Annotated in this window: 10 protein-coding genes; 5 read left to right on the forward strand and 5 right to left on the reverse strand. The window is 69.6% G+C overall.

Translation table 11 applies throughout. The features are described 5' to 3' along the window. Positions 1-131 precede the first annotated feature (131 nt). Together ACYQ77_RS37695 and ACYQ77_RS37700 are read right to left on the reverse strand one after the other, a co-directional pair. Complete coding sequence (locus tag ACYQ77_RS37695) at positions 132-554, reverse strand: roadblock/LC7 domain-containing protein (protein WP_459720638.1); 423 nt, start codon at positions 552-554, stop codon at positions 132-134. Next, positions 551-3346, reverse strand: coding sequence for a sensor histidine kinase (locus ACYQ77_RS37700; RefSeq protein ID WP_459720641.1), 2796 nt, complete (start codon positions 3344-3346; stop codon positions 551-553). Before ACYQ77_RS37700 ends, ACYQ77_RS37695 begins: the two co-directional genes overlap by 4 nt. A 708-nt stretch (positions 3347-4054) precedes the next feature. Between ACYQ77_RS37700 and ACYQ77_RS37705 the strand changes: the two genes are divergently transcribed. From ACYQ77_RS37705 to ACYQ77_RS37720, 4 genes are read left to right on the forward strand one after another with little or no spacing between them, the layout of a single operon-like run. Next, the gene (locus ACYQ77_RS37705; protein WP_459720644.1) at positions 4055-5092 is read left to right on the forward strand and encodes an ABC transporter substrate-binding protein; all 1038 of its coding nucleotides are present in this window, start codon (positions 4055-4057) and stop codon (positions 5090-5092) included. 16 nt (positions 5093-5108) lie between these two features. Next, positions 5109-5882, forward strand: coding sequence for an ABC transporter permease (locus ACYQ77_RS37710; protein ID WP_459720647.1), 774 nt, complete (start codon positions 5109-5111; stop codon positions 5880-5882). After that, positions 5879-6700, forward strand: a complete 822-nt coding sequence (locus tag ACYQ77_RS37715; RefSeq protein ID WP_459720650.1) for an ABC transporter permease — start codon at positions 5879-5881, stop codon at positions 6698-6700. The genes ACYQ77_RS37710 and ACYQ77_RS37715 overlap by 4 nt, the downstream gene beginning before the upstream one ends. An 8-nt stretch (positions 6701-6708) precedes the next feature. Further along, positions 6709-7566 carry an ABC transporter ATP-binding protein gene (locus ACYQ77_RS37720; RefSeq protein WP_459720653.1) on the forward strand — a complete coding sequence of 286 codons (858 nt, stop codon included), beginning with the start codon at positions 6709-6711 and terminating at the stop codon, positions 7564-7566. On the opposite strand, the gene mdlC is transcribed toward ACYQ77_RS37720, so the two are convergent. From mdlC to ACYQ77_RS37735, 3 genes are read right to left on the reverse strand one after another with little or no spacing between them, the layout of a single operon-like run. Continuing rightward, positions 7560-9134 carry a benzoylformate decarboxylase gene (gene mdlC / locus ACYQ77_RS37725; RefSeq protein ID WP_459720656.1) on the reverse strand — a complete coding sequence of 525 codons (1575 nt, stop codon included), beginning with the start codon at positions 9132-9134 and terminating at the stop codon, positions 7560-7562. The genes ACYQ77_RS37720 and mdlC overlap by 7 nt on opposite strands. Then, the gene (locus ACYQ77_RS37730) at positions 9131-10342 is read right to left on the reverse strand and encodes an acyl-CoA dehydrogenase family protein (protein ID WP_459721179.1); all 1212 of its coding nucleotides are present in this window, start codon (positions 10340-10342) and stop codon (positions 9131-9133) included. Before ACYQ77_RS37730 ends, mdlC begins: the two co-directional genes overlap by 4 nt. Before the next feature lie 53 nt (positions 10343-10395). Beyond that, positions 10396-12087: a hypothetical protein gene (locus ACYQ77_RS37735; RefSeq protein ID WP_459720657.1), complete on the reverse strand. Its 1692-nt coding sequence runs from the start codon at positions 12085-12087 to the stop codon at positions 10396-10398. A 258-nt stretch (positions 12088-12345) separates the two neighbouring features. Between ACYQ77_RS37735 and ACYQ77_RS37740 the strand changes: the two genes are divergently transcribed. Next, positions 12346-12474: a hypothetical protein gene (locus ACYQ77_RS37740; RefSeq protein WP_459720660.1), complete on the forward strand. Its 129-nt coding sequence runs from the start codon at positions 12346-12348 to the stop codon at positions 12472-12474. Positions 12475-12644: the final 170 nt, after the last annotated feature.

A 12644-nucleotide genomic window follows, 5' to 3' on the forward strand; every position in this document is an offset into this window, starting at 1 on the left:
TTACCCACCCCGAAACCACCAGCGACCACGATCTTCGCCGAGGTCGTCGGCTGCGGTGCGGACCCGCCACGCTGGCCGAGGGGACTAGAGCCTGCGGAGACCACTGAGCACCCTTTCCATGAAAATTCGGTTCACCCGCGCTGCGCGCCCTGGAGCTGGGCACGCAGTTCCGGGGTCATCTGCTGGCCGACGCGCTCGACCAGCACGGTCATCTCGTAGGCGACGAGGCCGATGTCGGAGTTCGGCGCGGCCAGCACGGCGAGGCACGAACCGTCCGAGATGGACATCAGGAACAGGTAGCCGCGGTCCATCTCGACCACGGTCTGGTTCACACCGCCGGCCTCGAAGCACCTCGCCGCGCCCTGGGTGAGGCTGATCAGGCCGGACGACACCGCCGAGAGCTGCTCGGCCCGGTCGCGCGGCAGGCCGTGCGACGCGGCGAGCAGCAACCCGTCGGCCGACACGACGACGGCGTGCGCGACGCCGGGGACTCGGCGGACGAAGTCTGTGATGAGCCAGCCGAAACTGCCGGGCTGGTCTTTCGGAGTCGTCACTCCTGCTCCTCGTTCTGGCGGTTGCCCTCGGCGCCCTTCGGGTCACCGGGGAAGGCGTCGATGAGTGTGTGCCTGCCACGCCGCACACCCTGCTGGAAGCTCGCCATCCGGCCGCGGATGGCGTCAGCCGACCGCGGCGGCAGGGGCGGGGCCGTCGATTCCGTCGTGGCGCCGGACTCCTGCGCACGCGGTGCGGCCGACCCCGGCACGAGGTGCTCCTTGGGCTTGCGCTTGGGCAGCCCCGCGCTGGTCGTCGTCTTCTCCGGCGTGGCGCTGAGCAGTGCCTGCGCGGCCTGCCAGCCCTCGTCGCCGGGTGAGGTCCACGCGGACGACTCGGGTTGGCGCGTCGCGGCGGGCGCCGCCTGCGGGACCGGGGTCGTGCCGTTGGCCGGCCCAGCGGCCTGGGCGGGCACGGCTTGCTGCGCGCCGGTGTCTGCGGCCTCGAACCACTGCGACAGCACGGCTTCGTAGATCGGCAGCCGCTCGGTCGGTGCGTCGGTTGCGTGGTCGGTGGCCGGGCGGCTCGTGCCCAGCGACATGGGTGCGTTCTCCACGGGAAGGCTCGGTTCGGGCATCGGTGGGCCGAACAGGGCGGTCGGCTGCTCGCCGGTGCCCGCGGGGTCGTGGTTGACCGGCGCGGGCGCCTGCTCGGTGAACTCCTCGTCACGGGGTTTGTCCGTGAGCACGCCGTTGTCCGGCCGCAGCCGCCTCGGCATGCCCGCGGCGAACGCGCCCGCGATGCCGCTGTTGCGGGCAGGCGCAGGCGCGGGCGCGTTCGGCATGCTCGGGAAGCCGGCACCGGAGCCCAGCGACGACTCCAGCGCCGACTGCTGCCGCAACGACGAGGTCGTCACGGTCGCGGACGTCGAGCGGGCAGGCGAGTTCAACGGCTGGATCAGGTCGGCGGGGACCTCGATGCGGGCGATCAGGCCGCCCTCGATGTCCTCGTTGTCCCGCAGCCGCACCCTGATGTTGTGCCGCTTGGCCAGCCGCGCGACCACGTACAGACCCATTCGCCTGGTCACGGACACGTCCAGGTCCGGCGGGTCGGCGAGCCGGGCGTTGGCCGCCGCGATCTCGTCCTCCGACATGCCGACGCCCTGGTCGGTGATCTGGATGGTCAGTTCCTGCTTGCGGTTCATCGTCATCCGGACGAACACCTTCTTCTCCGGCTCGGAGAAGAAGGTCGCGTTGTCCAGCAGTTCCGCGATGACGTGCACGAGGTCGGAGACCGCGCGGCCCTGCACCGCGACGTCGGGCGCGGACGCGACCTCGACGCGGACGTACTGCTCGACCTCCGAGACCGCCGCGCCGACCACGTCGGAGGCGGGCACCGGCCGCGCCAACTGGCGCGAAAGACCGGTGCCGGAGAGCACCAGGAGGGACTCCGAGTTCCGCCGCATACGGGTGGCGAGGTGGTCCAGCTCGAACAGCGACGCCAGCTGGTCCGGGTCCTGCTCGTCCTGCTCCAACCGGTCGATCAGCGCGAGCTGGCGTTCCACCAGCGCCTGCGACCGGCGGGACAGGTTGACGAAGATGGAGTTGATGTTCTCGCGCAGGAGCGCCTGCTCGGTCGCCATCAGGACCGCCTGCTCCTGCACCGCGTCGAACGAGCGGGCCAGCTGTCCGGTCTCCTCGCGCGTGAACACCGGCACCGGCTCGACCGCGTGTTTCGCGGCCTCGGCGGGGTTCGGGTGGGCGAGGATCCGCTGCACCGACGCGGGCAGCTTGCGGTTCGCGACCTCGAGCGCCTCGCGGCGCAGCACGCGCAGCGGGGTCAGCAGCGACCTGGTGACGATCACCATCAGGCCGACCGCGAGCAGCAGGGCGACGAGCACGATGGCCGCGTCGCGCCACGCGGAGGCGACGGCGTCGTTGGCGAGTTCGTCCGCCTCGCTGCGCAGCTGGTCGAGCAGCGCGATCTCCACGGTGCGCAGCCGTTCGACGGTGGCGGCGCCGTTGTTGCTCAGGTCGGCCGGGTTGATCTGCAGTGACAGCTGGGTTTCCGGGGTGGAGCGCTCCGCGGCGGAGATCGCCTGCGCCTTGATCCGTTCCCGGCCGTCGACCTCGGTGCCGGAGACCGTGTCGTTGTACAGCTGGCGTTGTTCGAGCGACGCGTTGGCCTTGTAGTCGGCGAGCGCGCCCGCGGTGGCGGCCTGGGCGTCGCGGATGCGGGAGAGCAGGTCGGCGGGGAAGCTGTCGTGCACGGCCGCGATCTGCAGGATCGCGTTCTCGATGGAGACGCTTTCCTTCGCCTCGGACAGCGACTGGATGACCGTGCCCTCACGCAGCAGGTTCCGGTCGGTGACCGCGGTGTTGATCTCGCGGCCGAGGCGCACGACGGCGTCCAGCACGCGGGAGTACGCGTTGAACACCGCGGCGTCCGGGTAGTCGGTGTTCTGTGTGGTGTCGCGGATCGCGCTCAGCGCGGACAGGCGCTGCAGACCGATGTTGTACCGCTCCTTGGCGGCTTCGTCGTCGGTGTCCAGTGCGTTCGCCTGCTGCTGTGCCGCGGTGACGGCCTCGTCGACCTGTCCGATCTGGGCGTCGAGACCGGTTCGCGAGCCTTCGCGGTCCGCGGCCACCCACGCCACCGCGAGGTCACGTTCCTTCTGCAGTTCGTGCACCACGCGGGTCACGTTCCTGGCCAGGTCGACCTGGTTGACCGTCTGGCGGAACTCCGCGGCGCGGTCGAGGTCGTTCGCGGCGCGCAGACCGCCGAGCGCGAGCGCGGTCAGGGTCGGCACGACGATGACCGCGATGACCTTGGTGCGCAGTCGCCAGTTCCGCATGCGCAGGAGCGAGCCGCCCTTGCGCCCTACGGTGGGAGCGGGCTCCTGCCGCGGCGCGGGGCGGCCGCGGGCAGCGTTGTCCCCGAACTTGCCGCCGGAGCGGTGTGGGACGTCAGTGGCGTCGGGCACTCCCAGCACTCTCCCTGATCAAAAGCCGATAGCCCGTCTGCTCGAACGGGCACGTACCCCGGTGAGGTTCGCGTCCAGCCGTGCGCCGCCGGGGCGGCACTTCCCCGATCAGCCACTTCCCGGGCTTCCCGCGACGGGAAGCACGCACAGGCACATGGCCACTACTCCTTGACACTTCAACGAACATCAATCTCGATGTGGCAGCAGAAGGTAGCGGAGTGTATGCCCCTGCGTAAGCCCTTCGGACGATGCGGCCACCCATTGGAGTGGTCAAGCTCACACCGAGGTGCGATCTTTCTCGATCGGTTTAGCTCTGGACAGGTCACAAATAGGTGACGAAGCTCGTCCCCCCGGGGTAGTCACGGGATCGCTGCTCGTGACGGGATGTGGGCAGGTGGCGGCCGCTGTCCGGCCCGCGAAACGAGCCCGTTGCCACCCATTCAGCGGTGTCATTACCGGAAAAGTAAAGGGGCGGACACGGATTGTGACCCGCGATGGAGATCTCTACAGTGGCGGCCTGGTGTACGGGGCACCACCGATATCAGCTTTGACCACCTCACGCATGAGGAGAGGCTCCACATGCCCACAGGCAGCACCGGGCGCGGTCTTCGCGCCCGTCTTCCCCTGGTCGCATCCGCACTGACGCTGGCAATGGCGCTGTCCAGCTGCAGTGCGCTCGGCGGTTCCGATGACGACCCCGAGCCGCAGGCCGGGGGCAACGGCAAGCTCGAGACCACCGAGCTGAACATCTCGATCATGAAGACCACCGACCTCGCGCCGTTCCACCTGGCGATGCAGGAGGGTTTCTTCAAAGACGAGGGCCTGAACGTCAAGTTCGTCGACGCGCCGTCCGGCGGTGAATCGGTCAACAAACTCATCTCCGGCGAAGTCGACATCTCGTATTCGAGCTACACGCCCTTCTTCCTGGCGGAGAGCAAGGGGGCCGGCCAGGCCAAGGGCGGTATCAAGATCGTCGCCGACGCCTCTTCCGCGGGCCCGAACAGCTGCATGGTCGTCGCGCTGCCGAACTCGTCGGTGAAGACCGTGCAGGACATGGCGGGCAAGAAGGTCGCGGTCACCGCCACCGGCACCATCTCCGACCTGCTCACCATGGCCACGCTGAAGACCAAGGGCGTGGACTACAAGAGCATCAAGTGGGTCAAGACGCCGTTCCCGGCGACCGCGGACGCGCTCAAGGCGGGCAACGTCGACGCCGCGTTCGTGACCGAGCCGTTCCTGTCGCAGACGCAGACCGAGGCGGGCGCGCTGCCGATCTTCGACACCGCGACCGGCCCGACCGCCGACATGCCCACCGCGGGCTGGGGCTCCACCGGTGACTTCGTGGCGAAGAACAAGAACACCATCGCCGCGTTCCAGCGGGCGATGCAGCGCGGCACCGACCTGGCGCTGTCCGACCGTTCGAAGGTCGAGCCGCTGCTGGTCAAGTTCTCCGGTGTGGACGAGAACATCGCGAAGGTCGCGACCCTGCTGACGTTCCAGTCGAAGCTCGACGCCACCAGGATCCAGCGGGTGCCGGACCTGATGAAGGAGTTCGACGTCATCAAGAAGGACATCGACGTGTCCACGATGATCGTCCCGACCGCACCGCTGACCTGACGACTGAACCACTGCGGTGCGACCTGTCATCCGGAATCTGATCGGGCTGGCCGGCTTCCTCCTGTTGTGGGAGGGAGTCAGCCAGTCCGGTCTGGTCAGCAAGAACTCCCTGCCGCCGCCCAGTGTGGTGTTCCCGCGGCTCGTGGACCTGCTCGGCGAGTCCTCGTTCATCCGTGACGTGATCGCGACCGTGCTCGCGTGGCTCATCGCGCTGGGCGTCGCCATCGCCGTCGCCGTGCCTGCCGGACTGCTGCTCGGCAGCCTGCCGTGGCTGCGCAGCTCCACCCGGGCGCTGATCGAGTTCATCCGGCCGATCCCGCCGGTGGCACTGATCCCGCTGATCATCATGACCATCGGCTCCGGACCGGAGGCGAAGATCACGCTCGCCGTGCTCGCCTCGGTGTGGCCGATCCTGTTCAACATCATCTACGCGCTCGACGAGATCGACCCGCTGCTGCTGGACACCGCGCGGTCGTTCGGCAACAAACGGGCGCGGGTGCTCGCCACGGTCGCGCTGCCGCACGTGGCGCCGTTCGCGTTCACCGGCATCCGCCTGTCCGCGGCCATCGCGCTGATCGTCACGGTGTCCACGGAATACCTGGCGGGCAGCGAGATCGGCGTCGGCGCGTTCATCATCGACGTCTACACGACGGTCAACGGCATGGACGAGGTGCTCGCGGGCACCATCGTCATCGGCGTCATCGGGTACCTGGTCAACGAGGGCCTGGAGAAGCTCGGCAAACGCATCTTCCACTGGAGCGACACGACCCGCGTGGAGGCGCTGTCATGAAGCGCGTGACGGGTCTCGTCCAGCGCTGGATCGTGTTCGCGATCGCCGTGGTCGTCTGGCAGGTGCTCACGGCGTCCGCGCAGGACGTCTACTTCCCCACCCCGTGGCAGATCCTGCACCACGGGTGGCACCTCTGGTTCGTCGGCGAGGACGGCGGGTTCGGCCTGACCGACGCGGTCACCGACGACATCCTGCCGAGCCTGGGCCGGGTGCTCGGCGGCTGGGCGCTGGCCGCGCTCGTCGGCGTGGTGATCGGCACCGCGCTCGGCCGTTCCCGGACCGGCATGCAGTACGTCGGCCCGCTGTTCGCGTTCTTCCGCTCGCTGCCCTCCCCCGCGCTGCTGCCCGTGTTCATCGTGCTCATCGGCCTCAACGACGACATGAAGATCGCGCTGATCGTGTTCGGGTGCGTCTGGCCCATCCTGCTGAACACCGTCGACGGCGTACGCTCGGTGGACGGGGTGAAGACCGACACGGCACGGGCGTTCCGCACCTCCCGCTCCCAGTGGGTGGCGATGGTGGTGCTGCCCGCCGCGCTGCCGAAGATCTTCGCCGGACTGCGGCTCAGCCTGGCGATCGCGGTGATCCTCATGGTGGTGTCCGAGATGGTCGGCGACACCGTGGGCATCGGGGCCAACCTGGTCGAGGCGCAGAGCCAGTTCGACTTCCTGACGATGTGGGCCTGGATCATGCTGCTGGGGATCATCGGCTACGTGCTGAACCTCGCGCTGCTCGCCGTCGAGCGCCGTGCACTGCGGTGGCAACCGACCCGCTCCGCCGTGGCGACCGCCGCGCAGACCGCCAAAGCCGGAGGATGAGAGACACCATGCCGACCATGCTGGAGGTGCGCGGGCTCGCGCACCGCTACGGCACCGGGCCGGGAGCACACGTGGCGGTGGAGGACCTGACCTTCACCGTCGCCAAGGACGAGCTGGCGTGCATCGTCGGCCCGTCCGGGTGCGGCAAGTCCACGCTGCTGCGGTGCATCGCCGGTCTGATCAAGCCCACCGACGGCGAGATCAGCCTGCACGGTGACGCGGTGCGGGGCGTGCCGGACGACCTCGCCGTGGTGTTCCAGGACTACAGCCGTTCGCTGTTCCCGTGGCTTTCCGTGCGCGGCAACGTGGAGTTCCCGCTGCGCACCCGGGTGCGTGGCCGCGCCGAGCGGCGGCGGCGCGCGCTGGAAGCGCTCAGCTGGGTTGGTCTTGAGGCGGCTGCGGGCAAGTACCCGTGGCAGCTCTCCGGTGGCATGCAGCAGCGGGTCTCCATCGCGCGGGCCCTGGCGTGCCAGCCCGCGCTCTTGCTGATGGACGAGCCGTTCGCGTCGGTGGACGCGCAGACCAGGGCCGACCTCGAGGACCTGCTGTTGCGGGTGCGCAGGGAGCACCAGAGCACCGTCCTGCTCGTCACGCACGACATCGACGAGAGCGTGTACCTGGGCGACCGGGTCCTGGTGCTGTCGAAGTCACCGGCGTCGATCGTGGCCGACCTCCCCGTGCCCCTGCCCGCGGCACGCGACCAGATCACCACCCGCGGCTCGGCCGAGTTCGTGGAGCTGCGCACGGAGATCGCACGCCTGCTGCACGACCGGCCGGCCGCGGCACCGTCCCCGGACGAGCTGGCCGCCGAGAAGTTCCTGGCGGCCGAGCGCGCCGAGGCGCAGGAGCCGACGCGCTCTCAGTAGAGCGCCGTCGGTTTCGGGTCCACGCGGACGTGGACCAGGGTCGGGTGGTCGTCGGCCAGTGCCCGGGTCAGCGCGGGTTTCAGCTCGTGCGGGTGCGTGACCCGCTGGGTGTGGCAGCCCATGCCCTCGGCGAGCGCGACGAAGTCGATGCCGCCGAGTTCCACACCGGGCATCTTGTCGTCGGGGCCCGCGAGGATGTCGACCGCCGCGTACTGGGCGTTGTCCAGCACCACGAACGTGACCGGCAGGTGCTCACGCGCGGCGGTCCACAAGCCCTGGATCGAGTACATGCTCGACCCGTCGCCCAGCACCGCCACCACCTTCCGGTCCGGTGCGCCGAGCGCCGCGCCGACCGCGGCGGGCAGCCCGTAGCCGAGCGCGCCGCCGCCGGTGCTCAGCAGGCCGGTGCTCCTCGCCCGCACCGGCAGGTACTCGCGGCGGACCAGCAGGTGGCTGGGGATCTCCTCCACCAGCAGCACGTTCTCGTCGAGTTCGTCGGCGAGGTTCGCGAACACCCACTCCACGGTGATCGGCGTGGTCTCCGGCGGTCGCGGCCTGCGGTCGCGGCCTGACGGCACAGGGCGGGCGGGCTCGGCGAGTCCGTCGGTGACCGCGCGGATCGCCGCCCGCACCCCGGACCGGATCCCCACGCCTTCACGGGCCCGCGCCAGCACCTGCTCGTCGTCGCTGACCAGGTACAGCGGCGGCAGCGCGTGATCGGTGGCGCCGCGGTAGACGTGGTACAGGAAGGCGGGCGCGCCGAGCACGACCACCAGGTCGTGGCCCCGCAACGCTTCCACGGTGCCGCGTTCCTCGGGCGGCAGGAAACCGGCGAACTGCGGGTGGTCCTCGGGGAAGCAGCTGCGCCACGCCATGGGGCTGGTCCAGACGGTCGCGCGTGCCCGTTCCGCCAGTGCCACCGCGTCGGGGATGGCGCCCTCCGCGTCCACCCCCGGCCCCATCACCAGTGCGGGACGCGCCGCTGCGTTCAACGCGGCGACCAGGCCCGCGATCGCGTCGGGGTCCGGACCGAAACCCGGTACCCGCGGGCGTTCCGGCAGCGGATCGCATTCGGCGTCCCAGTCATCGGCGGGGACGGACACGAACGTCGGCCCGTACGGCGGCTGCGTGGCCACGCGGTACGCCTGGGCGATCGCCCCCGGCACGTCCTGCGGGCGCGCTGGTTCGACGGCCCACTTCACGTACGGGCGCGGGAACGTGGTGGCGTCCAGGGCGCCCAGGAACGGCTCGCTGGGCATCAGGGAACGGACCTGCTGCCCGGCGAGCACGATCATCGGGGTGTTGTTGCGGTAGGCGGTGAACAGGTGCCCCAGCCCGTGCCCGACCCCGCCCGCGGAGTGCAGGTTGACGAGCACGGCACGCCCCGACGCGTGCGCGTACCCGTCGGCCATGGCGACCGCGACCGACTCCTGCAGCCCCAGCACGTAACGGAAGTCGTTGGGGAAGTCGCGCAGGAAGCCGATCTCCGTGGTGCCCGGGTTGCCGAAGATCGTGGTCAGCCCGAACGACCGGAGCACGTCCCTCGTCGCGTCCCGGACGGTGGTCACTGCTTCGCCCTCGAGTCCGGCCCCGTCTCGTCGAAGTCGATGACCGGCGCGATCGCCACCCCCAGCGCACTGGCACCGATGATCTTGCGGGCGGCCTGGTTGCCCATCGGCATGAACGTGCCCGCCTGGGCGTCACGCCACATCCGTTCGTACGGCAGCTTGCGGGAGAAGCTCGCGCCGCCGAGCACGTCGACCAGCCGCCGCAGCACCAGGGTGGCGTTGTTGCTGGCCACGTACTTCACGAGCGCACAGCGGGCGATGCCGTCCTGCACACCGACCTCGAACAGGCGCCGTGAGGTGACCTCCTGCGCGTGCCGGTAGGTGAGCGCACGGCACGACTCCACGAGGATCTGGCACTCGCCGATGGTGTCCTGCACCAGCGGGTCGGTGCCCTTGCCGCGGCCCGCGAGCTGGGCGACGGCCCAGTCGAGCGCCCCGGCGGCGATGCCGGTGTAGACCGCGGCGAACGCGCCCATCGCCCACGACCACACGGTTTCCAGCACGCGCGCGTCGAGGTGCCCGACCGGCAGCGAGTGCACGACGTCCTCGTCGGCGACGAACACGTCCTCGTAGACGACGTCGTTGGACTGCGTGCCACGCATGCCCATGGTGTCCCACGTCTTGTGGATGGTGACACCGGGCGCGTCGAGCGCGATCCGGCACAGGACCAGCCGTGGCCCGCCAGGCGCGTCCTCCCACCGGGCGGTGGTCGAGCAGTGCGTCGCCACGGTCGAGTTGGTGGCGTAGGCCTTCCGCCCGGTCAGGCGGAACCCGCCGTCGACCTTGACCGCCGCGGTCCGTGCGTCGGTCATGTCGTTGCGCATGCCGGGTTCGCTGGTGATGGAGGCCCAGATCAGCCGGTCCTCGGCGGCTTCGCGGAGCAGCTGCTCCAACCGCGGGTTCCTGGTCCGCCGCCACACACTCGCCCACTGCCCGATCGGCGAGATGTGCATGGCCACCGCCAGCGCGGTCGACCCGTCGCCCATGGCGAGCCGCTCCAGCACCGGCACCAGCTCTTCCAGCGAGGCGCCCTGCCCGCCGAGTTCCGTCGGCACGGTGAGCCGCAGGAACCCGGCGGCGCGCAGGTCGTCGTAGTTCTCCACCGGGAACGTGTTGTCCCGGTCGTGCTCAGGCGCCCGCTCGGCGAACGTGTCCGCGAGCTTCCCGGCGATGTCGACCAGTTCTTGCTGGCGTGGAGTGAGACACATGTTCACCCGATCAAGCTACCGCCGGTCAAGGGGTCACCACACCCGGCGTTCGTTCACCGGAAGTACGTTTCCACGACCTGCTCCATGACCTCCGTCGCCAGGTCAGCCTTGTCCCGCGGCAGCGAGGGAGGTGTCTCGAACTCCTTGCCACGACCGCCGACCATCTCGACCGCGATGTGCAGATTGCCCCGCTCGCTGGTGGCGTCGTGCGGTGACAGGTAGATCTCGAAGACCGTCCTGTCGGCGTCCCAGAAGACGATGGCGGGTTTGCCCGCGATCTCGATCTTCTCGCGGTCGGCATAGAGGTCGCCGCGGCCGTAGTCGGCGGGCGCGTTCCCGTCGTCCACGTTCACCTGGATCCGGACGGTGTGCGCCGAGTCGACGAAGAAGCCGTGGGCCTCCCAGGTCACCGGTACGAACTCCGCGCCGAACTTGTCGGCGACGGCGTCCGCGAACACCGCGCACTGGAGGTTCCGGTTCACCTCCGACGCCGCCATGATGGCGTCCGTGCCCCGCGGCACCGGAACTTCCTGGTAGGGCTCGCAGTCGGCCACGCCGCCGGAGATGGCGAGGTCGACGCAGGCACCCTTCGACGCGGTGTCGTTCTCGTCCGGCCCGTACAGCAGCGGCCGCTGCGGCGCGGCGTCGTCCGCGGGTTTCGTGCCCGCGAGGGCGATCACCTTCTCCACCAGCGCGACGAGGGTGTCGCAGTCCTTGGCGGACATGGCGACGGGCGTGACGGCCCACAGCTTGTTCGCGACGCCGGTCGGGCCGTGGTCCCAGTGCGCCGAGCAGTCCTTGCTCCGGTCGGTGACGGCCACCGTCTTGCCACCGATCGTCCTCGTCTTCCCGGTCACCTCAGCGGTGTCGTCGTAGCTGACCTGGATGTTCGCCGGGTGGTAGCCGTTCGCCCGGTCCTTGTTGGCGGCGTTGCACCCGCCGAAGTGGTCGCCGTGGCTGTGCGGCTCGTACACGTAGTCCCCCGCGGTCGCACCGAGGGCGGTACGCAGCAGCGAACAGCCGTCCCACGCGGAGAACGGGCGCGAGGTGTCGGTGTTCGCGAGCGCGTCCGGGTTGCGCAGCTTGCCGACCGTCCCTGCCGCGTACTGGCGGACCGTGGGGCACAGGTCCGCTTCTCCGAGCTCCATGTAGTACAGCTCGATGGCCCGGTCGGAACTCACCGGGATCACCACCCGGCAGCTCGATCCCGAGTCACCGATCGACGAGTACTCGTAGGCCTTGGCACCCGCGAGGGCGAACGGCGCCCCGTCGTAGCGGAAGAACTGATCCGACAACGTGCCGACGGACAGCTCGATCCCGCCACCGCCACCCGTGTAATCGGCATCGGGCGCCAGGAAACAAGAATGCGGCCCGGAAGGGATCGTGACCACGTTCGGCCGCTGCCGCTTCCGCGCCACCGCGAGGTCGAACAGCTTGCAGGGATCGAGCCGACGCAACGCGACGGTGACGGCCGCCGGGTCGCGATCCTCCGGTTTCGGGGTCCGCGTCTCCTCCGGCATCGAAGTCTCCGCCGGCGCGGCCGTGTCCCCCGAGCCGGACGCCTCGTCACCGCCGGAAAGCGCGATCGGCACCACGATCGCCGTGGCCACCACCAGCGCCAGCAACGGGATCAGCCACACCCACACGCGCCTGCGCTTGACCGGCGCCGGCGGCCACTGTCCCGGCGCGGGTGGCCAACCTCCTGGTTGCCACTGTTGCCCGTACGGCTGACCTGGTCCCCCCACGACTTCCTCCCCAGAGCACACTCTGTACCAAACGCGACCACAGAGCGTAGCGCACGCTGTGGTTCGCCGCAGGGGCTTTCGGAACCCGCCGGTGGGGATGGAGGTTGAAACATCACCATTGACGCGCAGAGTGACGGCATCCCGGAAAAAGCCCTCGATCGAGCAATTGCCGCGTTCCCGCGCCGCTGAGTAGCTTCCTCGTCGGGGATTCTCTCGTCAGGCGTACGAATTCAAGGGGACCAGCATGAAATTCCGAAGATGGCCGCTGGGCGCCGTGCTCAACTGGGCTGCCACCTCACCGCCAAGAAGCCCGAGTCCAACGGGCATGGCTCGCTGCGAGGCACCGGCGTGCGGAGCGAGTGCGAGGGCGAGGTGACGTACTTCTGATTACACGCACACGTCGACATCCACCGGTCTCAGTGGCGACAGCGTGGAATCCGATCGAGAACCGCTGTGCTGAACACTTCATCCTCACCAGTCCCAACGGGCATGCGGTGACCGGACCGCTCCCATGACCAGGAGTTGGTGGCCGCTCGGTCCCGCTTCCGCCGTCGTGC

It is taken from the genome of Actinophytocola sp. KF-1 (genome assembly GCF_054661535.1).